The sequence below is a fragment of the Streptomyces barringtoniae genome (assembly GCF_020819595.1).
Lineage (GTDB): Bacteria > Actinomycetota > Actinomycetes > Streptomycetales > Streptomycetaceae > Streptomyces > Streptomyces barringtoniae.
The window spans coordinates 466,262-492,369 of record NZ_JAJHNP010000001.1; the positions used below are offsets into that span (position 1 = coordinate 466,262).

16 protein-coding genes and 1 pseudogene are annotated in these 26,108 nt (G+C 69.9%); 7 read left to right on the forward strand and 10 right to left on the reverse strand.

The genetic code is table 11. From position 1 onward, the window contains the following. Positions 1 to 18: 18 nt before the first annotated feature. Together LMU33_RS01945 and fxsT are read left to right on the forward strand one after the other, a co-directional pair. Positions 19 to 1,302 (forward strand): AAA family ATPase, encoded by a 1,284-nt coding sequence (locus tag LMU33_RS01945; protein ID WP_228616708.1) that lies wholly within the window; start codon positions 19 to 21, stop codon positions 1,300 to 1,302. Between the two features lie 86 nt (positions 1,303 to 1,388). Next, the gene (fxsT, locus tag LMU33_RS41315) at positions 1,389 to 5,783 is read left to right on the forward strand and encodes an FxSxx-COOH system tetratricopeptide repeat protein (RefSeq protein WP_228616710.1); all 4,395 of its coding nucleotides are present in this window, start codon (positions 1,389 to 1,391) and stop codon (positions 5,781 to 5,783) included. Positions 5,784 to 5,820: 37 nt separating this feature from the next. Here the strand turns inward: fxsT and LMU33_RS01955 are convergent, their stop codons facing one another. Beyond that, positions 5,821 to 7,755, reverse strand: a complete 1,935-nt coding sequence (locus LMU33_RS01955) for an HEXXH motif domain-containing protein (protein WP_228616712.1) — start codon at positions 7,753 to 7,755, stop codon at positions 5,821 to 5,823. A gap of 466 nt (positions 7,756 to 8,221) precedes the next feature. On the opposite strand from LMU33_RS01955, the gene LMU33_RS01960 reads away from it, so the two are divergent. The 3 genes and pseudogenes from LMU33_RS01960 to LMU33_RS01970 form a co-directional block, all read left to right on the forward strand. Beyond that, on the forward strand, positions 8,222 to 8,569 hold the full coding sequence (locus LMU33_RS01960) for a CU044_2847 family protein (RefSeq protein WP_228616714.1): 348 nt from the start codon (positions 8,222 to 8,224) through the stop codon (positions 8,567 to 8,569). 531 nt (positions 8,570 to 9,100) lie between these two features. Further along, complete coding sequence (locus LMU33_RS01965) at positions 9,101 to 10,573, forward strand: MFS transporter (RefSeq protein ID WP_228616716.1); 1,473 nt, start codon at positions 9,101 to 9,103, stop codon at positions 10,571 to 10,573. Between the two features lie 78 nt (positions 10,574 to 10,651). Beyond that, positions 10,652 to 10,810, forward strand: a pseudogene (locus tag LMU33_RS01970) (MFS transporter); the annotation flags it as partial. Positions 10,811 to 11,003: 193 nt separating this feature from the next. Here the strand turns inward: LMU33_RS01970 and LMU33_RS01975 are convergent. The 3 genes from LMU33_RS01975 to LMU33_RS01985 all read right to left on the reverse strand — a co-directional run bounded on the left by LMU33_RS01975 (position 11,004) and on the right by LMU33_RS01985 (position 13,337). Further along, the gene (locus LMU33_RS01975) at positions 11,004 to 11,909 is read right to left on the reverse strand and encodes an ADP-ribosylglycohydrolase family protein (RefSeq protein WP_228616718.1); all 906 of its coding nucleotides are present in this window, start codon (positions 11,907 to 11,909) and stop codon (positions 11,004 to 11,006) included. Positions 11,910 to 11,920: 11 nt separating this feature from the next. Beyond that, complete coding sequence (locus tag LMU33_RS01980; protein ID WP_228616720.1) at positions 11,921 to 12,580, reverse strand: histidine phosphatase family protein; 660 nt, start codon at positions 12,578 to 12,580, stop codon at positions 11,921 to 11,923. A gap of 151 nt (positions 12,581 to 12,731) precedes the next feature. After that, on the reverse strand, positions 12,732 to 13,337 hold the full coding sequence (locus LMU33_RS01985; RefSeq protein WP_228616722.1) for a YdbC family protein: 606 nt from the start codon (positions 13,335 to 13,337) through the stop codon (positions 12,732 to 12,734). A 152-nt stretch (positions 13,338 to 13,489) separates the two neighbouring features. Between LMU33_RS01985 and LMU33_RS01990 the strand changes: the two genes are divergently transcribed. Then, positions 13,490 to 14,020 carry a TerD family protein gene (locus tag LMU33_RS01990; RefSeq protein ID WP_228616724.1) on the forward strand — a complete coding sequence of 177 codons (531 nt, stop codon included), beginning with the start codon at positions 13,490 to 13,492 and terminating at the stop codon, positions 14,018 to 14,020. A 59-nt stretch (positions 14,021 to 14,079) separates the two neighbouring features. Here the strand turns inward: LMU33_RS01990 and LMU33_RS01995 are convergent, their stop codons facing one another. Continuing rightward, on the reverse strand, positions 14,080 to 16,983 hold the full coding sequence (locus LMU33_RS01995) for a vitamin B12-dependent ribonucleotide reductase (RefSeq protein ID WP_228616725.1): 2,904 nt from the start codon (positions 16,981 to 16,983) through the stop codon (positions 14,080 to 14,082). Positions 16,984 to 17,148: 165 nt separating this feature from the next. Continuing rightward, positions 17,149 to 17,700: a transcriptional regulator NrdR gene (nrdR, locus tag LMU33_RS02000; RefSeq protein ID WP_228616727.1), complete on the reverse strand. Its 552-nt coding sequence runs from the start codon at positions 17,698 to 17,700 to the stop codon at positions 17,149 to 17,151. 564 nt (positions 17,701 to 18,264) lie between these two features. Between nrdR and lexA the strand changes: the two genes are divergently transcribed. Next, on the forward strand, positions 18,265 to 19,044 hold the full coding sequence (lexA, locus tag LMU33_RS02005; protein WP_055710152.1) for a transcriptional repressor LexA: 780 nt from the start codon (positions 18,265 to 18,267) through the stop codon (positions 19,042 to 19,044). Between the two features lie 167 nt (positions 19,045 to 19,211). Here the strand turns inward: lexA and LMU33_RS02010 are convergent, their stop codons facing one another. The 4 genes from LMU33_RS02010 to LMU33_RS02025 form a co-directional block, all read right to left on the reverse strand. After that, positions 19,212 to 21,203 carry an ATP-dependent DNA helicase gene (locus LMU33_RS02010; RefSeq protein ID WP_228616729.1) on the reverse strand — a complete coding sequence of 664 codons (1,992 nt, stop codon included), beginning with the start codon at positions 21,201 to 21,203 and terminating at the stop codon, positions 19,212 to 19,214. A 169-nt stretch (positions 21,204 to 21,372) separates the two neighbouring features. Beyond that, the gene (locus LMU33_RS02015; protein ID WP_228616731.1) at positions 21,373 to 22,209 is read right to left on the reverse strand and encodes a GNAT family N-acetyltransferase; all 837 of its coding nucleotides are present in this window, start codon (positions 22,207 to 22,209) and stop codon (positions 21,373 to 21,375) included. A gap of 67 nt (positions 22,210 to 22,276) precedes the next feature. After that, positions 22,277 to 24,232 carry an IucA/IucC family protein gene (locus tag LMU33_RS02020; RefSeq protein WP_228616733.1) on the reverse strand — a complete coding sequence of 652 codons (1,956 nt, stop codon included), beginning with the start codon at positions 24,230 to 24,232 and terminating at the stop codon, positions 22,277 to 22,279. A 281-nt stretch (positions 24,233 to 24,513) separates the two neighbouring features. Beyond that, entirely contained in the window at positions 24,514 to 25,950 is a 1,437-nt protein-coding gene (locus LMU33_RS02025; protein WP_228616871.1) for a diaminobutyrate--2-oxoglutarate transaminase family protein, read from the reverse strand. Positions 25,951 to 26,108 lie beyond the last annotated feature (158 nt).

Consider the following 26,108-nt stretch of genomic DNA (forward strand, 5'->3'; position numbering starts at 1 on the left):
TGCACAACCCACTAGGGTGTGACCGACCTGATCGCCGGTCACGACATCTGCGTGGCTGGCCGGCACGACAATCGATCGACACCGGGCCGTGCCGGACCCGGTGGCGGTCGCCCAGTGAACCCGGCCCGGGTTCCGGGAGAGGGGGTGGCTATGAGCGGCGACGTATCGCGCGAGCCGCGCGTGCCTGATGACGCATCCGTGCCCTCAGGTGATGCCAACGACTGGTGGATCTACCGCGGCGCGGGAGGAGTGTCCGCCACCCCGCTCGCCGACCTGTTGCCTCCGCCGCCCCCGTGGCGCGACTTCGACGGCGGCCCCGTGATCCCGGGTCCGGCGCCCCGGGACGACGCCGAGATCCACCGCCGCCTCGGCGCATTCGACGCCGCGGTCCGCACATCGTCCGACGAGGCCGACATGGTCAACGCGGCGCTGTTCCTGCGCAGGCCGCTGATCGTCACCGGCCCGCCGGGAATCGGAAAGTCCAGCCTCGCCCATCGTGTCAGCCGCGAACTTGATCTCGGGCGCGTCCTGCGCTGGACGATCACGAGCAGGTCCACCCTCAAAGAGGGGTTGTACGCCTACGACGCGATCGGCCGGGTGCAGGAAGCCGCGGCGCTCGGCGCGCTGCACGGCCCAGCCGCGACGGAGGGCCGGTTATCCGACAAGGCGCCGGCGGCGGACGGCAGTCCGCGAGCCGACGGGGCGGACAGCCTCCAAGGACTGGGCGACTTCGTGCAACTGGGCCCACTCGGCACGGCGTTGGTGCCGCGGGACACACCACGGGTACTGCTGATCGACGAGTTCGACAAGGCCGACACCGATCTCGCCAATGATCTACTCGGAGCGTTCGAGGACGGCGAGTTCCACATCCCCGAACTCTCCCGGGTGCGCTCGAGGATGCCCGAGGTCACGGTGCACACCGATGATCCCGACGACACTTTTGTGGTGCGCAGCGGACGGATCCGCTGCCGCGCCTTTCCCTTCGTGGTGATCACCAGTAACGGCGAGCGGTCCCTGCCTCCTGCCTTCCTGCGCCGCTGCCTCACCCTGGAAATGCCCCCGCCCGACGCCGACCGGCTCATGGCGATGCTGGCGGCGCAGTTCACCAGCGGGGAGGGGAGCGAACGCGCCACGATGATCCGGGACTTCCTCTCCCGTGCCCTGGCGGGCGGCACTCTGGCTGCCGATCAGCTGCTGAACGCAGAGTTCCTGCGGGTCTCGCCGAAAGGCCCGGACGAGGCCTCTTGGAACCGGCTGCTGCACTCGTTGTGGCGGAGGCTTGACGAAGTTGGTTCTGCATGACCTTGCCGCCCTTCCACGACGGTAGGGCGAGTGACGGTACTGCGCCGAGTATCGCCTCGCACGAGAAGACATGTCCCGATCTGACCGTGCACGAGGCAGGCGAGGTCGTCTGGCTGGCCGTTCAGCTCGGCCTGCGCGCCCAAGCGGCGAAGACGGCCAGGGCGGGCGCGGCAGGGAACGAGGCGTCCACTGAGCAGCCTCCGGGCGCCGACGACGTCCGCGCCCTCGGCCCCGCCTCCCCCGCCTCCTCCGGTGTCGCTGGGTCGCGGCAGGAGGCGCGGGAGGCCGTCGGCGACGCCGGCGACGAGGAACCGGGCCGGTCTCCGGAGGGCCATGACGTCGCCGCACCCCAGGAGTGGGCGACGCGCATCGACGTGCCCGGCTCGCCGGCCCACGTGCTTGAGCCGGTTCCGGTTGCGGGCGGCTGGCACCCGTCGACCGACGTCCACCGCGGACCGGCGCTTGAGCGTTCCCGATTGATCGAGAAGGCGTTCCTGCCGATGCGGATCCGGCTGCGCTCGCGCACCGTGCAGGTGCTGGACGAGGAGGCCACCGCCGAGTCGCGGGCGGAGCGGGGTGCGTGGGTGCCGCTGTTCCGGCCGGCCCAGGAGCGCTGGCTGACCATGACCTTGGTGGTCGACACCGGAGACTCCATGGCCTTGTGGTCGCGAACAGTCGCGCAGTTCGAGGCTGCGCTGCGCGGCTCGGGGGCGTTCCGCGACGTACGGGTGTGCCCCTGGCGTCCCGGCGGCGGTACGGAGTCCGGGGACGGCGCACCCGTCCTGCCCCGCTCTCCCGGCCGTCAGACGATCCTGGTGCTGACCGACATGTACGCGAGCCATTGGAGGGACGGGAGGGCGCAGCGTCGGCTGGCCCGCTGGGCGGCCCGGATGCCCGTGGCGGTGGTGAGTGTCCTTCCCGAGTATCTGTGGTCGCGCATGGCCCTGGTACCGCGCCGGACCTGGCTGCGCAGCCCTGGTCCGGCCACCGCGAACCGCCTGTGGTCGCATCGGCCGGACGACTTCGCGTTCTGGGGGGAAGACGCGGACTCGGACGGCTCACCGGCCCGGTCACTGCATGTACCGGTTGTGGAGCTGACTCCGGAGGCCTTGGGCGCGTGGGCCGGATTCGTCCGCCATGACAAGGCCGCCGAGTACATGATGAAGACCATCACGGTATCCGCGAGGACGCCGGGCGGCGGACTCTCACGGTCACCGCTGTCGCTCGTCCCACCGCCCGACCTGATGCGCCGGCTGCGGGCCCAGCTCAGCCCCACCGCTTATCATTTGGCTCAGCTCAGCGCGGCGATTCCCCTCAACCTGACGGTGCTGCAGGTGCTGCAGAAGAGGCTGCTTCCCGAGGCCCGCCCGTGGCACCTCGCCGAGTTGTTGCTGAGCGGACTGCTACAGCCCACCCGGGCCGACCCCGACGTTCCGGCACCGGCGCGGGTCGAACTGGATTTCGTCGCCGGATTACGCCAAGCGCTTCTGGCCGAGGGCACTCGCAGAGAGACCGCACTCGCCATCAAAGTGGCGTTCGACCATCTCGCGAGGATCACGCCCGGTTCCGCGGGCGGCGCCTTGCGCCAAGTACGCGACCTCGTGGCGGACCCGAGCCGCGCGACGAGTCTGCCCCTCGAAGGGGTGCGAGCGTGGCTCACCCCTGCGCTGCCCGCACTGACCGCCCTTGACGGGCAGCATTCGACCGCCGCGGCGGTCCTCCTCGGCCGGCTGCTGACCGAGGAGGAATCGGCTCGCTCACGGTCAGAATCTCCGGCCCCCGCCACCCCCAGGGCTTCAGCCAGCACCATGCGCGATGATCGTGATACACAGAGTAGTGATTTTGCCGTTTCGGAAACCGCCCCCTTCGACAGTGGGAGTGATCATGCCCCCACGGGAGCGGGTGAAACCGGTCCGCCTGATGACGATGGAGGGAACGTGTCCGTGAGTGGCGTGCAGTCGGCTCCCGCAAGGGCGAGGGGCGACGGGACACAGAAACCTCCGCCCGTCTGGGGCAACGTACCCCCACGGAACCGCGCTTTCACCGGACGTGGCCAACTGCTGGAGGACCTGCACCGTCGGCTGCAGGAGGGAACCACCGCCGTCCTGCCCGAAGCCTTGCAGGGCATGGGCGGTGTCGGAAAGTCGCAACTCGCCGTCGAATACACCTATCGCCACATGAATGAATACCAGGTGGTCTGGTGGATCCCGTCCGAGCAGTCCCAGCAGATCCGGCAGGTACTGGTGGAGCTGGCCAGGCGGCTCGGCCTGGAAGTCGGCACCGGTGAGGCCAACACGGCCGTACCCGCGGTCATAGAGGCCCTCCGAATCGGCGAGCCGTACAAGAACTGGCTTCTCGTGTTCGACAACGCGGAGGATCCCGAAACCGTTCGCGAGTTCTTTCCCACCAATGGCCCAGGACGCATTCTCGTGACCTCTCGCAACGCTCAATGGGCGACCGCGGCACGACCTTTGGAAGTCGACGTCTTCGCCCGAGAGGAAAGCCGCCAGCTGCTGCAGTTGCGCGCTCCGAACCTCGACGACACCACTGCCGACCACCTGGCCGAGACCCTCGGCGACCTGCCCCTCGGTATCGAGCAGGCCGCTGTGTGGCTCGCCGAGACCGGGATGCCCGCGGACGAATACCTGCGGCTGTTCGAGCAGCAGGCAGCCGAGCTGATGCGCAGCGCCCCTCCTCCGGACTACCCGCTGTCCGTCGCCGCAGCATGGAACGTCTCGCTGGAGCGACTGCAGAAGAACCACCTGGCGGCACTGCAGCTTCTCCAGGTGTGCGCGTTCTTCGCCCCGGAACCGATCTCACGGCGTCTGCTGACCGGCGTCCGCGACGCGCCGGTTCCCCCGGAACTCGCCGCCGCACTGAGCGACCCCATCCGGCTGGGCCGCGCCATCCGCGAGATCAACCGGTACGCGCTGGCCAGGATCAACCACAGCACCAACACCGTCCAGCTGCACCGGCTGGTCCAGCGCGTGCTCATCAACCAGATGCCCGACGCGGTCAAGGACCAGATGCGCAACGGCGCGCACCGCCTGCTCGCCAAGGGCGATCCCGGCGCGCCGAGCGACCCACGCCAGTGGCAGCAGTACGGCGAGCTGCTGCCCCACGTACTCAGCAGCCGTGCTGTGGAGTCCACCGATCCCTGGGTGCGCCAGCTGATCCTCAACGAGATCCAGTACATGTTCTCGTGGGGGGACCACGAAGGGTCTCGCGACCTGGCGCAGCAGGCGTATGAGACGTGGAAGCGTGTCGACGGCGAGAATCACGAGCACGTGCTGCTGGCGGCCAAGCTCTACGGCGACGCGCTGCGCATCCTGGGTCACTACCAGACGGCGTACGAGCTCGACCAGCGAACCCGCCGGGCGATGGCCGCCACGCTGGGCCCCGAGCACGAGATGACGCTGGAAATCACCAGCATGCTCGCCTGGGATCTGCGCATGCGCGGCGACTTCACCGCTGCCTCCGAACTCGACCGGGAAACGTTCGAGACCAGCAGGCGCCTCTTCGGGCCCAACGACGTGTCCACCCTGATCGTTGCCCACCGGGTCGCGCTGAACCTCCGCCTCACCGGTGATTTCCGTGAAGCGCTGGAGCTGGACCAGGACACCCATCGCCGCAAGGTCGAAGAGCTGGGCGAGGATGCGCTGTCCACCCTGGCAACCCTTGCCGGCGTGGCCGTCGACCGCCAGGAGGCCGGCGAGTACGTCGAAGCCCGTGACCAGCAGCAGGAAGTGTCCGGACGCTACGAGTACAATTTCGGGCCGACCAATCCGAACACCATCGGAAGCTACCGCGGCCTGGCGGTCGCGGAACGGCGAGCCGGCCGCCACGAACGGGCCCTGGAGCTCTCCGCCAAGGCGCTGACGCTGTTCCGCAACCGCTACGGCGACAACTATCCCGACACCCTGGCCGCCCTCCTGGCCCACGCCGTCGACGTACGGCACAGCGGCGATCTCCAGTCGGCCCTCGATCTGAGCGATCAAGGATGCAAGGGATACGAGCGCCTGTTCGGTCATGAGCATCCGCACGCCCTTGGCGCACAGGTCAACCATGCGGTCTGCCTCAGGCTTCTGGGACGCACCGAGGAGGCCCGCCGATTGAACGAGCAGATCGTCTCGGCCCTCGGTGCAAGGCTGGGTCCCGATCATCCGAACGTCCTGGCCTGTGCCACCAATCTCGCAGCCGACCTCTACGAGCTGGGTGAGGTCCAGGCGTCCGTCGATCTCAGCACCCGCACCCTGGAGCAGAGTCGGCGGCGGCTCGGCGAGGACCACCCGGCAACCCTTGCCACGAGCGTCAACCTCACGCTGGGCCTTGACCTGTTGGGCCGGTCCGATGAGGCCGACGCTCTGCGGGCAGACACGCTGGGGCGCTTCGAACGAGTACTCGGCACCGACCATCCGGCCACTCGCGCTGCGGCCGACAACAAGCTCGCCAACTGCGACATCGACCCGATGCCTCTGTAACGGCGCGGGCCGGCTCCTGCCTGTTCGCCGGTCCGCGTCAGGATTCGTCGCGCACCGCGGGATTCCGCCCGATCCAGTCGGCCACCTCGACAGGATCGGGCGACCGCCCACACCACTCATGTGCCTGCCGGTGCACTGCCCGGACCACCTCCGGACGGCGCAGCAGCGCTTGCGCGGCAGCGGGTTGGCCGGACTCTGCCAGCGCCAGCCCCAGCCCCGCCCAGGCCGAAGGTAGTTCGGGGTATGCGACGAGCGTCTTCACGTAGCCGCTCACGGCACGGTCGGGTTCACCGCGGAGCAGGGCGACGTCGGCAGCCGCCAGGGCGCGCGGCCGGGATGCGTCATCGCTCACAGCGCGCGCCCGGGCGAGCAACGTTTCGGGTGCCGCCAGCCGTAGGCGCCTCAGCTCGCCGCGCGCATCGGGAGAGCCCGCGCGCGGGTCGGGGAGCAGCCGGGAGCGGACACCGGGCGCCGTGCGCGGGTCCGCCCCGTGCAGCCATGCCTCTGTGAGCGCCCGCACCTGACCTGGATCCGGCAGCGTGTGCCGGGCCCGCCAGATGGCCCGTAGATCTGCCACTTCCGCGCGGGCCAGGTGCCGAGGCCACCACGGAACGGGCTCGTCCGGCCGGCCCTCCACTTCTTCGGCCATCCGCTCGACGAACTGCCGGCCCGCCTCTGTCAGCCCGGAGGACGAACGCAAGATCACCAGTGTCTCCCCCACCGCAGTGCGCCATACGGCGTACTCGAAGTGGGCGAGGTCGGCTGCCGCACCGCTCAGTGCCCGGCGCTCGACGCGCCAGAACTCCGTCACGCCCGCGAAGGCGTACGCACCGTGCAGCACACCGGACAACGGGCGTGGATCACTGCGCCACGGAGCATAGAACAGCGGGCTCTCGCTGCCCGAGGCGTCCTCCTCGCACAGCGGAAGCTGGTGCAACAGGCCGTTGAGGACGGAGTGCCGGGCCTCGTGCACCATGGTCACGGCAAGTTCGACGGCATCCGGCGGCAGTGAGATCATCGCGCTGCCGACAGCTTCGTTGTACGAGGCACTGGCGGTGCGGAACCGGGGCTCGGGCGGCAGCGGGACGAGGACCCGCAGGGCCGAGGCCAGCAGCTCAGCAGCCCGCGGGTGTCGGGCATCCAGTAGCGTCTCTGCCTCACTGAGCAGTTGCTGCCAACGCTCAGCCTGTTCCGGGCTCAGCGAGACACTGGACGACGGCAGTGCCCGCGCGCGGAAGTCGCGATACGGATCGCAGTCCTCCAGAACCAGCGAGGCAGCGTTCTTCCCCTGTCCCCACGCGGTCCTGCGCACCGGCTGCCAGTCGTCGGACGCCCGGCTCGGATCAGTGGGCAGGCTCACCCTTGATCTTCCGATCGTCAGCACCGCCGGGCCGGCTCCGGCACGGAGGATGCGGAGCGTGGCGACGGTATGTGCCGGGACCTCGCCGTCGCGTGCCGTCGCCGCGGGTACGCGGATCCGGCCCAGCGTCGGCAGCGCCACACCGCCCTCGCGCACCGGTAAGCGAATCGTTCCCTCGGTTCCCGAGCGCAGCGCCGCCGCGGCGGCGAGGCAGTGCAGGTAGCCGAGTTCCATCCAGAGCGGGGCCCCGCCCTGGTCCTCGCCCGGAATCTTGTCACCGCCACGCAGACGTTCCAGGACGCGTACGGCCCAGATGCCCGTGCCGGGGTGCTCCAAAAGATCGGCGACCACGTCTGGGCGAATCCGCTCCACCCGGAGCAGGAGATCCAGGGCAGCCTGTACCGGCGGCAGCGCGGCGCCGAGGCCCATGGCGGACTCCCGCGCGGTCTCTGCCACAGCGCGCACCATGAGCATGCGACGACTGCGTTCCACGGCACGCATCCGGTGGACAGTGCCTGGCGTCAGGCGTCCCACGGCCAAGTCGTCGAGGTCGGACGCCGGTATGCGATGTCTGTTCAGCGTGATCTCGGTACCGGAGGGCGGCTCGGACATCCGGCTTTACAGATCGTCGGTGTCGCATCCAGCGGCAAAGTACGGACTGCCACCGCCACCGCTGTTGCTCTGGGCCGCCGACCTCTCGCCCAAGTGCCGCACCAACGTGTGCAAGGCATCCACGACCAGTGGGTCATGGCAGGTCATCACGTCCTGGAGCCCGCAATGGCTGAGATCCACAACATCAGTCTCCAACTCGGTCGCAGAAGTCGTCACGTCCCGTTGCCCCCTGTCCGTGTGCCGAGGTCAGTTGCATCGCATTCCCAGGTCCCCTCTCATAGTGGACCGTTGATTGCGGCACCGGAAGGGCACTCAGAAGCCACATAGGCTGGAACTGGGCAGTCCGCTCCGGGATTTCAGGCATCACCTCACACCCTGGCGCCTCCTCCGCTACTGTCTGCCGACAGGTACGCGAGTGTGCCGTGAAGGACGCGACGCAGGTCGAAACCGCCGGGGGGCACAGACCATGGGCGAATTGCTGCGGTTCGAGTTGGAGGACGGCGGATCCGTCGTCGCGCAGATGGATTACCTCGAGAGCGGCGTCGTCCCGGCGACCAGCGCCTCTGACGTCGTGGCTCGTGCCGCCGGCTCGTTCGAGGCGGCACTGGAAGGCGTGCGCACCGCGGCAGCGTCCACCCTGCGGCGGATGAGCAGTCTGCCCCAGCGCCCGGACGAGGTCACCGTCGAATTCGGGATCCAACTCGACGCGGAGGTCGGTGCCGTCCTGGCCCGCACGGGGGCACAGGGCCACATCCAGGTACAGGTGACATGGCGCCGGAAGGACGCGGACGACCGAGCCGACACCACCAGGTAGCGCGTCGCCGTGTGCGCCTCGCGCTGTGCACGGGTGGGCGGCGCGCACGCACAGAGCACGCCCCGTTCCCACCTCTCCGGAGACCCGCCGAGGGTTCGTACCAGCGCACCGTTCACACCCCGCGGACACACCCAGTAGCACCCCGCCCCGGTGCACAACCGGCCGAGAACTCCCAGGCCACCGAGGGTAGACGCGGGCCCCAGACGCACGAGAGCCCTGACCGGGCTGCCGGGGACTCGAACCCGCGGCCAGGCGTCGAGGGCGGGGCGCCGAACGTCACCGCCGTGGCAGCGGCTCGGGCAGCGGTCCCGCCGATCTCCTCAACCCCCCGGCGCCACTTCAAGGTCCAGCCCTTAGGGAACGCTTGTGTTCACGAAGGCCGACTCGCTATCGTCCCGAGTAGTGAACGCATACGTTCACTAATTCGTCTCTGGGGGACCTCCTGTGACGCACGATCAGATACAGACGCAGTCACCCGTGCCCGCGCCACCGGGTCCGGCCTCACGCCCGTCACACCCGGGTATCGCGCTCATGGTCATCGCCGCGTGCCAGCTGATGGTGGTGCTCGATTCCACGATCGTCAACATTGCCCTGCCCCACATCCAGACCGCGCTGAACTTCTCCACGACCAACCTGACGTGGGTGGTCAGCGCCTACACCCTCACCTTCGGCGGCCTGCTGCTGCTCGGCGGGCGAGTCGGGGACATCCTCGGGCGCCGCAGGGTCTTCATCGCCGGCATCCTGCTGTTCACCTTCGCCTCGCTGCTCGGCGGACTCGCCCAGGAACCCTGGCAGCTGCTGGCCGCACGAGTCCTGCAGGGAATGGGCGGCGCCATCGCATCACCCACCTCGCTCGCCCTCATCACCACCACGTTTCCCGAAGGCCCCGAACGCAACAGGGCATTCGGCATCTTCGCGGCCGTCTCCGCGGGAGGCGGCGCCATCGGACTCCTGGCCGGCGGACTGCTCACCGACTGGCTCGACTGGCGCTGGGTGCTCTTCGTCAACGTACCCATCGGCATCCTCATCGCGGCACTCGCGCCGCGCTACATCAACGAGTCCGAGCGCCACCCCGGCCGCTTCGACCTGACCGGCGCGCTCACCTCCACGCTCGGCATGGTCGCGCTGGTCTACGGGTTCATCAGGGCGGCATCCGACGGCTGGCGGGACTCGCTGACGCTCGGCGCGTTCGGCGCGGCCGTGGTACTGCTCGCCGCCTTCATGTTCGTCGAAAGCCGCGCCAAGGAACCGATCACTCCCCTGCGGATGTTCGCCGACCGCAACCGCTCGGGCACGTACGTGATCATGATCAGCCTCGCGGCGGCGATGTTCGGCATGTTCTTCTACATCGTGCTGTTCGTGCAGAACGTGCTGGGCTACTCCCCCACCCGCGCCGGACTGGCCTTCCTGCCCGTCACCGTGGTCATCGCGGTGGGCGCGGGGGTATCACAGCGGCTGCTGCCGGTGCTCGGCCCCAAGCCGTTCCTGATGACCGGAACCGTCCTCGTCGCCATCGGCCTGGCCTGGCAGTCCCTGGTCGACTCGGGCAGCTCCTACGTCGGCGGGGTGCTCGGCCCGATGCTCGTCTTCGGCTTCGGCATGGGACTCAACTTCGTCACCGTCACCGTGACCGCCGTATCCGGCGTCGCCCCCCACGAGGCGGGCGCAGCCTCCGCCCTTCTCAACGCGACACAGCAGGTGGGCGGTTCGCTCGGTCTGTCCATCCTCACCACCGTCTTCGGCTCGGCCAGCCGCGACGAGGGGACCAAGCAGGTCTCGTCGTTCATGGCGCGGGCCACGCCGGAGCAGAAGGCCGCGTTCGCCAAGTCCCACCAGCTGCCGGCCCCGTGGAGCCACGAAGTCCTCGCCCACGGGATCTCCACTGCCTTCATCCCGGCCGCCGCCATGGCGGTCCTCGCGTTCGTCGTCGCTGCGGTCGTCATACGCGTCCGCAAGAGCGACTTGCAAGCCCTCAGCGGCGCCGGAGGCGCCCCGGTCGTGTGAGCCCGCGCGTCCCCCGACCGCGGCGTCCGTAACCGCTCTCCCCGCCCGCGGCGGGTACGCCGGCCTACGGAGGCCGCCTTCCCCGAAGGGCCGGAACGCCACCGGGCCTTCGGTGTGTTCGCCGCCGTGTCCGCGGGCGGCGGCGCCATCGGCGTGCTGATTCCCTCGGTCGCGCCGCCGTACATCAACGAGTCCGAGTCGCATCCTCGGCGCTTCGACATCACGGGTACGGCCTCACCTTCGCTCGTTCGGCGCGGCCCTGGTACTGCTCGCCTCCGCCCTGAGAGGAACGGGCGAGGGTCACGTAGAGTTCCCGGCGGACACGGAGAGTTTCCGATCCCCCGGCCCGCCCGCCGGGGCGCGAAGGGTACCCGGCGTGGGTCGCGAGATCACATCCGGATGACGGCTCCGGCAGGGGCCGTCGGACCCGTCAGGGCCCGGTCGGCACCCAGTCCGGCAGGGCTTCGGAGCGTTCCACCCACCCGGCGGGCGGCGTCCCCGCCTTGCCGGAGGCGAGCACTCCGCCCACGATCGCGCAGGTCGTGTCCACGTCGCCGCCGACTCCGGCCGTCGTCCAGAAGGCCGCCTCGAAGTCACCCAGACTCCGCGCGGCGGACCAGAGGGCGAAGGGAACGGTGTCGTGGGCGGTCGTACGGCGTCCGCAGCCCAGCACCGCCGCGACGGTGCCCGCGTCGCCGTAGTCGAGCATGTCCCGGGCGCGCCGGAGTCCCTGGCCGACGGCGCTCTTCGGCACCAGGGCGATGACGCCGTCGAGGAGCGCCTCGGGGCTGGGCGGACCGTCCGGCGAGCCGGCCAGGGCCGCCGCGGCGGCCACGGCCATGGCGCCGACGACGGCCTCACGGTGCTGGTGGGTGGGATAGGCCGAGATCTCCGCCTGGTGGGTCGCCTGCTCCGGGTCGTCCGCGTACCAGGCGCCCAGCGGGGCGATCCGCATCGCCGCTCCGTTGCCCCAGGAGCCCTGTCCGTTGAACAGTGCGGCCGCCAGTTCACGCCAGTCCTCGCCCTCCCGGACGAGTCTCAGCAGCCGGTTGACGGCGGGGCCGTAGCCCCGGTCGAAGTCGTGGTGCTCGGCGAAGGAGCGGGCCAGTGAGTCCTGGTCGACGCGCCCGTGGGCGGCCAGGACGGCGACCACGGAGCAGGCCATCTCGGTGTCGTCCGTCCACTGCCAGGGCCCTGCGGGCAGCTCCCGCCGCTTCAGCAGGGGGTAGTTCGCCGGGACGAAGAACTGGGAGCCCAGGGCGTCCCCCACGGCCAGTCCGCGCAGGCTTGCCAGGGCGCGCTCCAGGCGCCCGGAGGAAGAGGAGTCAGCGGTCATCGCTCGCCACCCTATCCGTTCACCCAGTACGGCACCGGTTCCCGCCAGCGCTCGAAAGGCCGGTCGAGCGTGTACTTGCCGTTGTCCCCGAGAACGAGCATCCGCATCTCGGCGTTCCCGGGGTTCGACAGTGACTCGAATTCCGCGACCGTCCAGTGGAACCAGCGCATGCAGAACAGCCGCATCGCGAGGCCATGGGTCACCAGGAGGACGTTCGGCGGGTGGTCCGGGTCCTCGAAGCTGCGGAACAGGCTCTCCAGGAAGCCGCCGACCCGGTCGTACACGTCCGCGCCGGACTCGCCCTGCGGGAACCGGAAGAAGAAGTGGCCGTACGCGTCGCGGTAGCTCTTCTGCAGGCGCACGTCGTCGCGGTCCTGCCAGTTGCCCCAGTCCTGTTCGCGCAGCCTGGGCTCCTCCCGGACCCGTATGAGGTCGGGGTCGAGGTGGAAGGCGCGGAGTGTCTCGTGCGTCCGCCGGTACGGGGAGACGTACACGCTCACGCGCTCAGGGCCGAAGAGCTCCCGGATCTCCTTGCCGGTCTCCTCCGCCTGCCGCCGGCCGCGCTCGGTCAGCCCGAGAGCGTGGTCGGGCTCGCGCTCGTACACGGAGTCGTCGACGTTGCCCGTGGACTCGCCGTGCCGGACAAGGACGATGCGCCGTGGTCGTGCCATGCCAGAACCCTAGATCGAGCCAGAGGGAGTCGAGCACCCGTACGGGCTCCATACGGCGTAGGTCACACGAATCCCGCCTCCGGAGCCGTCCCCGACGCACTGAGCCGCACCCTGGGAGGTAAGTTTGCTATTCAAACGTACGACTGGGGTCTCAGACCGTCCAGGACGGCTCCAGCTCCACGATGTCACCGGAGAGCGCCGCGACGTCGGCCTCGGTCTGGGCACGCAGCGCCAGGCGCTCCACGCGCTCGGTGCGGTACTTGCCGTGCTCGGCCGCCGACCGCCACATCGACAGGACCAGGAACTCCTGCCCGGGCGCCTCGGCGAACATCCCGCGGATCATGCCGGGTGAACCGGCCATCGCCGGGTTCCAGACCTTCTCCTGCATGAGCGTGAAGTGCTCGACCCGCTCCTCGTGGATCCGGCACAGGGCCACCCGGATCAGATCGGAGTCGGTGAACCGCGGCTCGAAGCCCGTCTTCACGTCGAAGCGGTACTCGAACAACTTGACCTGCGCGTCCTTGAACGTGCCGGACTGGGCGGCCGCCAGGCGGTCGTGCGAGCGGGCCATGAAGGAGTCGTAGAAGGCACGGCTCTCCCAGAAGGCGAAGATGTGCGCCATCCCCGGCCGCTGCCGGCTCCAGCCTCCACCCTGCCCCCGGAAACCCGGCTCCCCCAGAAGCCCCGCCCATTTCCGCTGCCCCCGCTCGAAACCGCGGCGGTCCACCACGGTGCAGCGAATCCACTTGACCAGCACCGCGCCATCGTAAGGCCAGCGGACGTGGCGTCGGTCACGCTCCGGCGCAGATCGCCCGCGCATGCGCCACGCGCGCGTGGCACGATGGACAAGGAGCCCTGACTGCACCCGAGTTGGGGAGTGAGGCAACCACCGGGGGAAGGGGAAGCCTGTTGACCGGCTTCAGCAAGGGAATCGGCAAGGTCGAGGTGGGGCTCAAGTGGGACCCCAGTCCTGCGGGCCAGCCGCCGACCGATCTCGACCTGGTCGCCGCGACGTTCCTGTCGGGCGACCCGTACGGGGCCCCGGCCTATCTGGTGCACTTCGACAGCCGTTCACCGGACGGCACGATCTTCCTCAACCGGGACAGCACCGACGGCAGGGGCTTCGGCTGGGACGAGGTCATGACGCTGGAACTGGACCGGCTCGACGGCCGGTACGCGCGCGTGGTGGTCGGTGTCGTCATCCAACAGCAGTCCGGCCACAGGACGTTCGTCAACGTGCTGAATCCGGCCATGCGCATCCGGGTGGAGCGCTACACCGTGCTCGCCCAGGACGACTTCGGCTCGGTCCTCGGGGCGACGGCTGCCACCATCGCGGAATTCGTCCGTGACGCCGCCGGGGAGTGGACCTTCCGCCCCGGCGTGCACGGCTTCGAGGAGGACCCGGCGACCTTCACCCGGGTCATGGGCAGAGCCCGGTAGCGGTAAGGGACGCCGACCGTAGCCGGCGCCCCTTACTTCACTTCAGGAACCGCGCGTCGTCAGCTGCAGCCGCTGGTCGAGCCGCAGCCCTCGCAGATGTAGCAGGAACCGGCCCGCTGCATCTTCGTACCGCAGGAGAAGCAGAGCGGGGCGTCGGCCTGGATGCCCAGCTGCATCTCCACCAGCTCGGCGCTGGTGTGGGCCTGCTTCGGGGCGGGCTTGGCCGCCTCGGACTCGGCCTTGGGCGTGGCGACCGCCTTCAGCTCCTGCGCGCGCGGCGCGGACTGGGCGAGGCCCTCGACGTCGACCTCGTCGTCATCCATGGACTGCTCGTACGAACCGGTCTCCAGGTGCCGCTGACGCTCCTCGGCCGAGTGGATGCCGAGCGCGGAGCGGGTCTCGAAGGGCAGGAAGTCCAGCGCCAGGCGGCGGAAGATGTAGTCGACGATCGACTGCGCCATCCGCACGTCCGGGTCGTCCGTCATACCGGCCGGCTCGAAGCGCATGTTGGTGAACTTCGAGACGTACGTCTCCAGCGGCACGCCGTACTGGAGGCCGACGGAGACCGCGATGGAGAAGGCGTCCATCATGCCCGCGAGGGTCGAGCCCTGCTTGGACATCTTCAGGAAGACCTCGCCGAGACCGTCGTCCGGGTAGGAGTTGGCGGTCATGTAGCCCTCGGCGCCACCGACCGTGAAGGACGTGGTGATCCCCGGGCGGCCCTTGGGGAGACGCTTGCGGACCGGGCGGTACTCGACGACCTTCTCGACCACCCGGGGCTCGACCGCCGCGGGCTCCTCGGCCTTCTTCTCGTCCGCGGAGTCCTTCTTCTTGGCGGAGAGCGGCTGGCCGACCTTGCAGTTGTCGCGGTAGATCGCGAGCGCCTTGACGCCCAGCTTCCAGGCCTCGAAGTAGATCTCCTCGACCTCCTCGACGGTCGCCGTCTCCGGCATGTTGACCGTCTTGGAGATGGCGCCGGAGATCCACGGCTGGATCGCGGCCATCATGCGGACGTGGCCCATCGGGGAGATGGCGCGCTCGCCCATGGCGCAGTCGAACACCTCGTAGTGCTGGTGCTTCAGGCCGGGGGCGTCGATCACGTTGCCGTGGTCGGCGATGTGGGCGACGATCGCCTCGATCTGCTCCTCCTGGTAGCCCAGGCGGCGCAGGGCCTGCGGGACGGTGCCGTTGACGATCTGCATCGAGCCGCCGCCGACCAGCTTCTTGAACTTCACGAGCGCCAGGTCGGGCTCGACACCGGTGGTGTCGCAGGACATCGCCAGACCGATGGTGCCGGTCGGGGCGAGGACGGACGCCTGGGAGTTACGGAAACCGTTCTTCTCACCGAGACGGACGACGTCCTGCCAGGCCTCAGTGGCGGCGGCCCAGACCGGGGTGTCCAGGTCGTCCATGCGGACGGCCTTGCCGTTGGCGTCGGCGTGCTGCGCCATGACGCGCTTGTGGGCATCGGCGTTGCGGGCGTAGCCGTCGTACGTGCCGACGACCGCGGCGAGTTCGGCGGAGCGGCGGTAGGCCGTACCCGTCATCAGGGAGGTGATGGCGCCGGCGAGGGCGCGGCCGCCGTCGGAGTCGTAGGCGTGGCCGGTGGCCATCAGCAGGGCGCCGAGGTTGGCGTAGCCGATGCCGAGCTGGCGGAACGCGCGCGTGTTCTCGCCGATCTTCTGGGTCGGGAAGTCCGCGAAGCAGATCGAGATGTCCATCGCGGTGATGACCAGCTCGACGACCTTCTGGAAGCGCTCGGTCTCGAAGGACTGGCTGCCCTTGCCGTCGTCCTTGAGGAACTTCATCAGGTTCAGCGAGGCCAGGTTGCAGGACGTGTTGTCCAGGTGCATGTACTCGCTGCACGGGTTCGACGCGGTGATCCGGCCGGACTCGGGGCAGGTGTGCCAGTTGTTGATGGTGTCGTCGTACTGGATGCCCGGGTCGGCGCAGGCCCACGCGGCCTCGGCGATCTTGCGGAAGAGCGTCTTGGCGTCGACCTCCTCGATGACCTCACCGGTCATACGGGCGCGCAGGCCGAACTTGTCGCCCTCCTCGACCGCCTTCATGAACTCGTCGTTCACCCGGACCGAGTTGTTGGCGTTCTGGTACTGGACGGAGGTGATGTCGTCGCCGCCCAGGTCCATGTCGAAGCCCGCGTCACGCAGGACGCGGATCTTCTCCTCTTCCTTGACCTTGGTCTCGATGAAGTCCTCGATGTCGGGGTGGTCGACGTCGAGCACGACCATCTTGGCGGCGCGGCGGGTGGCACCACCGGACTTGATGGTGCCGGCGGAGGCGTCGGCGCCGCGCATGAAGGAGACCGGACCGGAGGCGTTGCCGCCGGAGGACAGCAGCTCCTTGGAGGAGCGGATGCGGGAGAGGTTCAGGCCGGCACCGGAGCCGCCCTTGAAGATCATGCCCTCTTCCTTGTACCAGTCGAGGATCGACTCCATGGAGTCGTCGACGGACAGGATGAAGCAGGCGGAGACCTGCTGGGGCTGCGGGGTGCCCACGTTGAACCAGACGGGGCTGTTGAAGCTGAAGATCTGGTGCAGGAGGGCGTGGGCCAGCTCGTGCTCGAAGATCTCGGCGTCGGCGGGCGAGGCGAAGTACTTGTGGTCCTCGCCGGCCTTCCGGTACGTCTTCACGATGCGGTCGATCAGCTGCTTGAGGCTGGTCTCGCGCTGCGGGGTGCCGACGGCACCGCGGAAGTACTTGCTGGTGACGATGTTGACCGCGTTCACCGACCAGAAGTCGGGGAACTCGACGCCACGCTGCTCGAAATTGACCGAGCCGTCGCGCCAGTTGGTCATGACGACGTCACGACGCTCCCACGAAACCTCGTCGTACGGGTGTACGCCGGGGGTGGTGTGGATGCGCTCGATGTGCAGTCCCTTGTTACCCGCCTTGGTGCCCTTGGCTCGGGAACCTCGTGCCGGACCGCTCGCCGTCTCTGTCATGCCGCCTCCCTGTACAGGCAAAAACGCCCTGAAGTGCCACGTTTGTTCCCGTGGCACAGTGTTCTGTCGTGTGTTGCGGGCACCCTCAGCTGCCACCCGCAACAGGTCTTCGGTCGCCGCCTTCCGGCCGGAACCCGGCTCTCCTCCCGGTTTCCGGCCCGCCGGTCAGTCGGCGGCGTTGGCGGGCACGGGAACCTGAGTGGTCCCTCCGGGCCCGCGATCGTCTTGCCGGCTCCCCGTCCCCGCGTCTTCCTCGTCCGCGGCGGGGCCTCGCGTCGCCTCCCTCAGCTCCGCGATGGCGGCCTCGAAGTCCTCGAGCGAGTCGAACGCCCGGTAGACGGAGGCGAATCGCAGATAGGCGACGAGGTCGAGCTCCTGCAACGGGCCGAGTATGGCCAGCCCGACGTCATGGGTGGTCAGCTCGGCGCTCCCGGTGGCCCGCACCGCCTCCTCGACCCGCTGGCCGAGCTGGGCGAGCGCGTCCTCGGTGACAGGCCGCCCCTGGCATGCCTTGCGCACACCGTTGATGACCTTGGTACGGCTGAAAGGCTCGGTGACCCCCGACCGCTTGATCACCATGAGCGAGCACGTCTCCACGGTCGTGAAACGACGGGAGCAGTCAGGACACTGGCGGCGCCTTCGGATCGACGTGCCGTCGTCGGTCGTACGACTGTCGACCACGCGGCTGTCGGGGTGCCTGCAGAAGGGGCAGTGCATGATCTCCAACCCTCCTCACAGCAGACTCAAGAACCTCACCGAGCCACATGAGCCCCGCGAAGCAGCCCTAAGCATAGGCGATCGCGGAGCCGCCTCAGACCCGGGGGACCACAACTTCTGGGCCGGTGTAGCCATCCAACCACTAGATGTGGGGATTGGCTCATACATCAAGCCCAACTCGCGTGTCGCGAGGAACGAAAGCGGAGGCCCGAGCCGCAGGGTCCGCCAGAGACACGCGGGCGCACAGGCGTATCGCTGTGCGACTTACGGAGATACCGTGGGCGCCGCACGGAGGACGCGTGGGACTCCGGCACAGAAGGGCCCCGGAGCCCGGACGAGCAGGTTCCGGATGGCAGACTGGGGCGGCGGCCCACAAGGTCGGCGACCTCAGCGGGGAAGAGTACAACAATGGGCGCTTTTGCCCGCCAGGTGCCGCGTCAGCAATACACCCAGACTCGTGATCGCGTCAGGTGAATCGCACTTTTTCACTCGAACGTGTGTTTGGCGCAACCTTTCGAAAGCAACTACCGTTGTCCAGCAGGGAGACCATCGAGAGGGGCCGACGTGACCACCACCGCAGACAGTGCCACCATCACCGCCCAGGACCGCTCCCAGGGACGAGTCGAGCCGGTACACGTGATGAACGAAGCCACGAATCCCGAGGGGCACAAGCGCTCCCTGCCGGGCCGACCTCCAGGCATCCGGGCGGACAGCTCCGGACTGACCGACCGCCAGCGCCGCGTGATCGAAGTCATCCGGGACTCCGTCCAGCGGCGCGGTTACCCGCCGTCGATGCGCGAGATCGGCCAGGCCGTCGGCCTCTCGAGCACCTCATCGGTCGCGCATCAGCTGATGGCGCTGGAGCGCAAGGGCTTCCTGCGCCGCGACCCGCACCGCCCGCGCGCGTACGAGGTCCGGGGGTCGGACCAGGCCGTGACCGTGCAGCCCACGGACACCGCCGGCAAGCCCGCCGCGTCGTACGTCCCGCTGGTCGGCCGCATCGCCGCCGGTGGCCCCATCCTCGCGGAGGAGTCCGTCGAGGACGTCTTCCCTCTCCCCCGCCAGCTCGTCGGCGATGGTGAACTGTTCGTCCTCAAGGTCGTCGGCGACTCCATGATCGAGGCCGCGATCTGCGACGGCGACTGGGTCACCGTCCGCCGGCAGCCGGTCGCCGAGAACGGCGACATCGTGGCGGCGATGCTCGACGGCGAAGCCACCGTCAAGCGCTTCAAGCGCGAGGACGGCCACGTCTGGCTCCTCCCGCACAACGCGGCCTACGAGCCGATCCCCGGCGACGACGCGACCATCCTGGGCAAGGTCGTCGCGGTGCTGCGGCGCGTGTGACGCCTGCGGCGGGCAGGCCGTACGGCCGGCCCGCTCCCTGACCGGGCCCCGGAACCCCTGCGCCGGTTCCGGGGTCCTGCTGTGCCCCCTGCTGCGTCCAGGGGGCTGCCCGGTGCTCTCGTATCGCGGGGGTAGCCTGACCGGCGCCGGTCAGGCTACCCCCGCGATCACTTCGCCTCGGCCGGCTGCGCTTCCGCCGCCTTCGCCGCCGCGTCGATCGCCGCCAGCGACTTGCGCACCTGGTTGCGGTCCGTGGTGTACCAGAAGTCGGGCAGTGACGCCTTGAGATAGCCGCCGTACCGTGCGGTGGCCAGCCTCTGGTCGAGTACGGCGACCACGCCCCGGTCCCCCGACGCGCGGACGAGCCGGCCGGCGCCCTGGGCCATGAGCAGGGCCGCATGGGTGGCGGCCACCGCCATGAAGCCGTTGCCGCCCGCGTCCTCCACCGCCTTCTGCCGGGCACTCATCAGCGGATCGTCGGGACGAGGGAACGGGATCTTGTCCATGACGACCAGCTGACAGCTCGGGCCCGGCACGTCGACGCCCTGCCACAGGGACAGGGTGCCGAACAGGCAGGTCTTCGGGTCGGCCGCGAAGTTCTTGATCAGCTCACCGAGGGTCTCCTCGCCCTGGAGGAGGATCGGGAACTCGGGCATCCGGGAGCGCAGCTCCTCCGCCGCGAGCTGCGCGGCCCGCATGGACGAGAACAGCCCGAGGGTGCGGCCGCCGGCCGCCTGGATGAGTTCCGTCAGCTCGTCGAGCATGTCGGAACGCTCACCGTCCCGCGCGGGGCGCGAGAGATGCCTGGCGACATAGAGGATGCCCTGCCTCGGGTAGTCGAAGGGCGAGCCGACATCGACGCCCTTCCACTTCGGCAGGTCCTCGCCCGCCGCGCCCTCGGGGCCGAGGCCCAGGGACGCCCCGACGCCGTTGAAATCGCCGCCCAGCTTGAGGGTCGCGGAGGTGAGGACGACGGCGCGGTCGGCGAAGAGCTTCTCCCTGAGCAGGCCCGAGACCGACATGGGGGCGACCCGCAGGGACGCACCGAAGCGGTCGTGCCGCTCGTACCAGACGACGTCCCACTCCGAGCCGTTCAGGACCCGCTCCGCCACGTCGTGCACCGTCTCCACCGAGGCCAGCGCCTGCTTGCGGACCGCGTCCTCGTCCTGCACCGACTTGTCGCGCGTCGCGCCGATCCCGGAGATGACCGTCCGGGCGGCGTCCCGCAGCGCCATCAGGGCATAGCCGAGGTCTTCCGGGATCTCCTCCAGACGGCCCGGCAGGGCCAGCTCCATCAGCCGCTCGAAGCCCTCGGCCGCGGTCTGCAGCTGATCGGCGGCCTTCTCGTTCACCAGCTTGGCGGCGCGGCGCACCGCGCGGTTGACCTGGCCGGGCGTGAGTTCGCCGGTCGCGACGCCGGTGACCCGCGAGACGAGTTCGTGGGCCTCGTCCACGATCAGCACCTCGTGCTGCGGCAGCACCGGCGCGCCCTCGATGGCGTCGATGGCCAGCAGCGCGTGGTTCGTGACCACGACCTCGGCGAGCTTGGCGCGCTCGCGGGACATCTCAGCGAAGCACTCGGCGCCGTACGCGCATTTCGACGCGCCCAGGCACTCCCGCGACGACACCGACACCTGCGCCCAGGCGCGGTCCGACACGCCCGGAGTGAGGTCGTCCCGGTCGCCGGTCTCCGTCTCGTCCGACCAGTCGCGCAGCCGCAGGAGGTCCTGGCCCAGCTTGCTGGTGGGCGCGGCGGCCTCGAACTGGTCGAAGAGGCCGTCCTCCTCGTCCTGCGGCATGCCCTCGTGCAGGCGGTGCAGGCAGAGATAGTTCGACCGGCCCTTGAGCATCGCGAACTCCGGGCGGCGGCGCAGCAGCGGCTGCAGGGCCTCGACCGTGCGTGGCAGGTCACGCTCCACGAGCTGGCGCTGGAGCGCCAGGGTGGCCGTCGCCACGACCACTCTTTCCCCGTGTGCGAGCGCGGGCACGAGATAGCCGAGCGACTTTCCGGTGCCGGTGCCGGCCTGGACCAGCAGGTGGGATCCGTCGTCGATCGCCTCGGCGACCGCTTCGGCCATGGTCACCTGGCCGGGGCGCTCCGTGCCGCCGACGGCTGTGACAGCGGCATGCAGGAGTTCGGGGAGGGAGGGCTTCGTCATAGCCCGACCACCCTACGGCCCGGCACTGACAAACGGGCGGTCAAGCGGGTGAGGGAGGGCGGGATCACGGCCGGGCTCCTGGGGGAAATGGACTTCGAAGATTTCTGGGAACGGGGGAACTCCGGCTCCCCGCCCTTCGTACTACATGTGAGCGCGCAGTCACACAGCGCTACATCACATCGCGCAGGACTCGGTCCCGGATCATGAGGGCGGCTCGCTTGCCGGGCAGGTCGACCTCGTCCGCGTACCGGAATCCGGCGCTCAGGAACGCTGCGACGGAGGGGGTGTTGCGAAGAGCGGGTTCCGCTACGACCCGTGCGCACGCGGGGCGTCGGTCGAGGATCAGGTCGGCCACGGCCCGGAGCAGGGCGGATCCCAGCCCACGCCCTCGATCCGCCGCTGCGCCGACGAGGAGGTGGATCCCGGTGTCATGGGGACGGGCCGGGTAGCGGCGGGCCAGCGGATCCAGGTCCGCCCGGTAGATCTCCCAGTAGCTCATCGGTGTGCCGTCCAGCAGGCCGAGGCACGGCACGCTGCGTCCGTCACCGTCCAGTTGGGCGCGCAGGTGGTCCTCCGTCCGGTTCTGGGGCCCAGCCAGCTCCCAGAACTGCGCGACGGCGGGGTCGTTCATCCAGCGATGGACGAGCGGCAGGTCTTCATCGAGGCGGACAGGAGCAAGTTGGAAGGAGCCGAAACGAGTGGCCACGGGGCCCCACGTGTGAAGTTGGTCCAGGAGGTATGAGGTGCCGCCGGCGAAGAGCGCGAGGTACTCGGCGGGCAGATGCAGGTCCAGCGTGTCCTCGCAGTCCCCCTCGTCGTCCTCGATGGCGAACCCGGTGAAAGGGTCCCTCCAGGCACCCGTGCTGTCCGCTCGGGGGCCGACGGTGCTCCCCCACACCCGGCTTCGCTCGCGCGGGGGCACCCCCACGTGGGCAGGGGCGCCCGGGTCGGCGGGGGCTCCCGGATGAGCAGAGGTGGGGCCGGTGTTCGCGTCGGTGGGAGGCATGGTGCGCTCCTCTCAGGAGACGAGGGGGGTCATGGTCCTCGGAAGGCGGGGAGAAGGTGCGATGCATTCAGGAACGGAGGGGGTTGGCGATGGTGACGTAGACGGACTGGGTGTCGACCGGGCCGACGAGTTCGTCGAGGCCGTGCAGCCGGGTCAGCAGGTTGGCCTTGCAGCGCAGCACGGGTGAGTCGAGGAGGTGGCGGGGCAGGAAGGTGCGCAGGGCGTTGGGTCCTGAGGCGACATCGGTGAGGAAGCGGCGGAAGGCCGCGAGGAGGAGCCGCTCGTCGGCCAGGTGTTGCGAGCCGAACGCACCGATCAGGCCCAGCACGTTGTTGATGGCGAGGTAGTAGGCGAAGCGCTCGTCGGTGACCTCGTCGGAGACGAAGGTGTCGGTGCGCTCACCGATACCGGGCATCCGGGCGTCCAGTTCGGCTCGCCGGGACTCGCGGAAGTAGTAGCCCTGGTTGTCGCGGTAGTAGCCGCCGGCGGGCCAGCCATGCCCGTCGAGGAGAAGCAGGGTGTTCTGCTGGTGTGCTTCGAGGGCGATGCCGGCCTCGCTGTCCAGCCAGAGCACGGGGCGGACGACCTGCTCCAGGTAGCGCAGGAACCACTCCGCGGCAACGGCTCCGACGGGCCGCCCGGTGCCTGCGGCGAGCCTCGCCACGAGCCGGCCCAGCCGGGAGCGCATGGGCCGGGCCGCCTGCCGGATCGAGGAATTGCCGCCGGGTTCGGGATCGGGCCGGGGCGAGACGAGTCCGGCGACACAGGCGACGTTGTCGGTCGGGCTGAACGGGTTGTGCCTGATCACCACGTCGAGTCCGGGCACGGGCCGGCCGTCCGGGGCGTCGACGGCGAGCCAGGCCGGGTCGCGGACGATGTCGAAGCCGGGGTGTACCGCCTGCCATTGCTTGGACAGGCCGGTGCGCAGCAGCCGGTGCACTTCGACTCCTCGCTGGAGTTCCTTGCGCAGGTTCTCCCGGCGCGAGTTGGTGATGCGCAGGCCCAGCGACAGCTTGAGCATCGCGGGGGCGCCGGATCGGTGGACCGTGCGCAGCGAGGAGGTGGGGTGCCAGCCGGCGCCGAGGGGACCGAGGTCCCGGAGGAGACCGGAGTCGAGCAGGGCGGCGACGGGTTCACGGTGGCGCAGCTCGCGGGCCTGCCACGGGTGCAGGGGAAGGGCGGCGTGGCCGTCGGGCAGAGGGAGGTCGGTCTCGGCGAGGCGCCGGGTGAGGTGGTCGGCGGGGACGGGACGACCGCGTTCGGTCCAGGCCGAGTCGGTCGCCAGGAGAGAGGGGGCGACAGCCATCCAGTGCAGGGGAAAGGAGCCGCGCAGCTCCGGTGAGTAGAGGCGGGCTTCTGCCTCGGTCAGTCCTTCCCGGCTCTTGGGGGTCGGGTGCAGGGGGTGGCCGAGGAGGAGGGACTGTTCGGCGGAGAGGAAGAGGTCGGTGGCGTCGGTGGGGTGCTCGCGCCGGTCGTGGATGAAGGTCGCGGTGCGGCGCAGGGAGTCGGCCACCCTGGCCGTGAGATCGCCGCCGTCGTGCGGGGCGGCTGCGCCGGAGGACTGGGCGCGGGAAGGGCTGCCGGTGTCACCGGGTGTCTCCCGGGCGAGCAGCGCCGCCAAGGTGACGGCGTCGACGGCCGGGGCGGCGGCGGAGGCGCTGGTCAGACGTGGTGGACCGAAGCGGTGCGTGCCGGTCGGCGACCAGTAGCGGACGGGCACGAGCAGGGAGGTGCCGCTGGCCGGAAGGGGGATGCCAAGGGTGCTGCCGGTGGGGGCTGCGAGGGCGGTCTCGCGTACCCAGCAGCGCAGCAGGTTCTCCACGGCGGCGGCCTGGGCCGCGATGTGCGGGTCGGGATGTTCCAGCAGGTCTGCGCCGGGCTCGGTCACTCGGGTGAGATCCGCGGTGCGCCTCTTCTGCAGGGGAACGGACTCGGCGAGCGGCACGGAAGAGGCCGGGGCGGCGGGGTCTCCCTGTTCGTCGGGAGCGCCGGAGCTGCCGTCGGGAGTGGGACTGGCGTTCATGACGGCTCCTCGTGGCTGGCTGGGGTGGTGCTGGGCGCGTGCCGTCGCCGAGGCGCCGTTCCTTCGTGGCCGACGGTTGCCTCGGCGGCGTCGGCGGTCGGCTCGGCCGGGTCGAAGGGCCGGGTCGGCGGGCAGAGCGGGTGTGGGCGAGAGGGCTGTGGGTGTGTCATGGGAGGCCGTTTCGGCCTGACGTCCTTGGCAGGAGGTGCGGTTGGATGTGGAAAGGCAGGGGTCGGAAGGCTGGTGCCGGCTTCGAGGGCCGGGCGATGTGGGTGTGGGCCTCAGCCCGTGCGGTGGCCGGGGCCGTGGTGTCTGTCGCGGTGTGGGCCCTGCTCTTCGTGACCGCGGGCGACCGCGGCCACCGCGTCCGACAGGCGGTCCAGAACGGCCGCCGCCTGCTCGTCGCTGATCGTGAGCGGGGGAAGCAGCCGGACCACGGCCGAGTGACGGCCGCCGAGTTCGACGATCAAGCCGCGTTGGAGGCACTCCCGTTGTACGGCGGCGGCGAGTTCGGGCGCGGCCGGGTGCGGGGCGTGGCTGGGCTCCGGATCCGTGGCCGCGGGATGGTGGTCGACGGGCTCGGGTCCGGCGCCCGCCGGATCCACCAGCTCGACCCCGATCATCAGCCCGCGCCCCCGCACCTCACCCACACACGCGAACGTGTCGGCCAGTTCCGCGAGTTGGGTCAGCATGCGGGAGCCGAGGTCGGCCGCTCGTTCGGCGAGGCCGTTCTCCCGGACGTAGGTGAGGGTCGCGGTGCCCGCGGCCATGGCGAGTTGGTTGCCTCGGAAGGTTCCGGCGTGGGCGCCGGGTTGCCAGACGTCGAGATCGTCACGGTAGACGATCACGGCCAGCGGAAGGCTGCCGCCGATGGCCTTGGACAGGACCATGACGTCGGGGGTGATGCCGCTGTGTTCGACGGCCCAGAAGGTGCCCGTCCTGCCCACTCCGGTCTGGATCTCGTCGGCGATCAGCGGGATGGACCGGTCCGCCGTGGTCCGGCGCATACGGCGCAGCCAGTCGTCCGGGGCGGGAATCACCCCGCCCTCGCCCTGGACGGGTTCGAGGATCATCCCGGCGGGCTGGGGCACGCCCGACTTGGGATCATCGAGGAGGGACTCGGTCCAGCGGGCGGCGAGTTCGACGCCGCGCGGTCCGCCGACGCCGAAGGGGCAGCGGTAGTCCTGCGGATAGGGCAGGCGGGTGACCTGGACGTCCCGGGCTCCGCCGGAGGCGGCCAGGGCGCCGGCGGTCATGCCGTGGTAGGCGCCGGTGAAGGCGAGGATGCCGGTGCGGCCGGTCGCGGCCCGGACCAGTTTGAGAGCGGCTTCGACGGCGTCGGTACCGGCCGGACCGCAGAACTGGACGCGGGCGCGGTCGGCGAGTCCGGGCGGGAGGGTGCGGAACAGCTCGGTGATGAAGGCGTCCTTCACGGGGGTCGCCAGGTCCAGGACGGAGAGAGGGGCACCGGAGTCGAGAACCCTGCGGATGGCCTCCAGGACGACCGGATGGTTGTGCCCGAGGGCGAGTGTGCCGGCGCCCGAGAGACAGTCCAGGTAGCGGCGGCCGTCGGCACCCTCGATGGTGAGCCCTCGTGCCCGGACCGGGACGATGGGCAGGGCCCGGGCATAGGTGCGGGCGGAGGACTCACGCGCCGACTGGCGTCTGAGGATCCCCTCGTGCACCGCACACGCTTCCCCGTGCCGGCCTCCAGCCATCGACTCCGTAACGGCCACGGCTCGCTGTCCTCCCCGCTGTCCAGAGGCGAGTTGATCCACGGGGACCGGGTACAGGCAGCTGGCCCCCCACCGCTACAACCGTGGTCCGTTCGGCGGGTTACGGGTTTGCGCAAGATCATTGCCACGACGGGACGACA

Excerpts from the sequence above, each read along its gene's own strand:
- LMU33_RS01955 (WP_228616712.1), bottom strand. The coding sequence starts at position 7,755 with ATGTCCGAGCCGCCCTCCGGTACCGAGATCACGCTGAACAGACATCGC.
- LMU33_RS01960 (WP_228616714.1), top strand. The coding sequence starts at position 8,222 with ATGGGCGAATTGCTGCGGTTCGAGTTGGAGGACGGCGGATCCGTCGTC.
- LMU33_RS01965 (WP_228616716.1), top strand. The coding sequence starts at position 9,101 with ATGGTCATCGCCGCGTGCCAGCTGATGGTGGTGCTCGATTCCACGATC.
- LMU33_RS01975 (WP_228616718.1), bottom strand. The coding sequence starts at position 11,909 with ATGACCGCTGACTCCTCTTCCTCCGGGCGCCTGGAGCGCGCCCTGGCA.
- LMU33_RS01980 (WP_228616720.1), bottom strand. The coding sequence starts at position 12,580 with ATGGCACGACCACGGCGCATCGTCCTTGTCCGGCACGGCGAGTCCACG.
- LMU33_RS01995 (WP_228616725.1), bottom strand. The coding sequence starts at position 16,983 with ATGACAGAGACGGCGAGCGGTCCGGCACGAGGTTCCCGAGCCAAGGGC.
- nrdR (WP_228616727.1), bottom strand. The coding sequence starts at position 17,700 with ATGCACTGCCCCTTCTGCAGGCACCCCGACAGCCGCGTGGTCGACAGT.
- LMU33_RS02010 (WP_228616729.1), bottom strand. The coding sequence starts at position 21,203 with ATGACGAAGCCCTCCCTCCCCGAACTCCTGCATGCCGCTGTCACAGCC.
- LMU33_RS02015 (WP_228616731.1), bottom strand. The coding sequence starts at position 22,209 with ATGCCTCCCACCGACGCGAACACCGGCCCCACCTCTGCTCATCCGGGA.
- LMU33_RS02020 (WP_228616733.1), bottom strand. The coding sequence starts at position 24,232 with ATGAACGCCAGTCCCACTCCCGACGGCAGCTCCGGCGCTCCCGACGAA.
- LMU33_RS02025 (WP_228616871.1), bottom strand. The coding sequence starts at position 25,950 with ATGGCTGGAGGCCGGCACGGGGAAGCGTGTGCGGTGCACGAGGGGATC.